The organism is Desulfacinum hydrothermale DSM 13146 (assembly GCF_900176285.1).
In the GTDB taxonomy this organism is placed as follows: domain Bacteria; phylum Desulfobacterota; class Syntrophobacteria; order Syntrophobacterales; family DSM-9756; genus Desulfacinum; species Desulfacinum hydrothermale.
Map to the genome: position 1 here is coordinate 1 of NZ_FWXF01000057.1, position 1,213 is coordinate 1,213.

2 protein-coding genes are annotated in these 1,213 nt (G+C 40.5%); one reads left to right on the forward strand and one right to left on the reverse strand.

What is annotated here, in order from left to right; translation table 11 throughout:
• Positions 1 to 117 precede the first annotated feature (117 nt).
• Positions 118 to 903, forward strand: coding sequence for an FkbM family methyltransferase (locus B9A12_RS16560; protein ID WP_084059188.1), 786 nt, complete (start codon positions 118 to 120; stop codon positions 901 to 903).
• Positions 904 to 1,005: 102 nt separating this feature from the next.
• On the opposite strand, the gene B9A12_RS17460 is transcribed toward B9A12_RS16560, so the two are convergent.
• A partial coding sequence (locus B9A12_RS17460) for a hypothetical protein (protein WP_212636992.1) occupies positions 1,006 to 1,213 on the reverse strand: 208 nt, incomplete at its 5' end.

A 1,213-nucleotide genomic window follows, 5' to 3' on the forward strand; every position in this document is an offset into this window, starting at 1 on the left:
CAGGAGGTCCTATAGCATAAATGAGATGTAAATTCAATGGGATATCCGCCACAAGATAGTCTTATGCATAGGTGCAATTTCACGGATTAAGGGATTGTCAAAAAGATTTTTAAGAGTTTGGGCTACGAAATCATACGTTCGCCAAAGGCAAAAAGGCTTGAAACGGCCAGCCGTACTCAACACGATATCGAGTTTATGCAAGATGAACAATTTGTAGTGGAATTTATACATCTAATTTTAAATGGAAATAAATATTTCGTACCAAAATACGCATTACATAGACCTGCAGTTAAGAACTTGTTGAACGGTAATCTATACGAGCCAGACACTCATTATTTTGTTAGAGAGTTTTGTAAATCATTCAAAGGCTCCATGGTGCACGCAGGTACTTTTTTTGGAGATATGATCCCAAATTTCTCTAGGTCTGTATCGGGGAGTCTTTATGCATTCGAGCCGGTTTTTGAAAACTATATTCTAGCCAAGTTATGTGTGGATAGTAACAACTTAAAAAATGTGGTATTATTGAATTGCGCTCTTTCGGATGGTTTAGGTAATCTTTATATCAACACAATCGAGGGTTGCGGTAGGCATGCGGGTGGCGCTTCGACCATATCTGATAAAGGCGCGATTTGTGCGTCAATTAATATTGATCTCCTCAATATTGAAGATTTAGTGTTAATTCAGTTGGATGTGGAGGGGCATGAATTGATTGCATTAAAGGGTGCTCAAGAAACAATTCAAAAAAGCAGACCAGTAATAGCCATCGAAGACAATAACGACAATTGCGCAGATTTTCTTTGCAATATCAAATATGAGAACGCTGGCAATATACCTGGATTAACTATTTGGGTGCCAAGCGAAAACAATAAATATAAAGAAAAAATCGTATCATTAGTAAGCTGATCCAGGTCGTTTATTGCAAATGGCCTAACAAGGCAAATCCACTCGGACGTCAAAAAGCGTTGCTCCTTCGTCGCTTTTTGAGGGCCATTTTTCAGAAACCGTTCAGATGAGCGGCACTAAGTTCTTGGAAAGAGGTTCCGGAAGACGGAAAACCCAATGTAGTGGCAGAAAATGGGGCGCCCTATTGACTCCTAAGTTGATATCTGCTAGCTTGTTGCCACTATGTTTATCCGAAGAGCGCGAAAGAAAGACCCCCAAACGGGCAAAACCTACTTCTACCACCAGCTGGTCGAGTCCTACAGGACCCCCA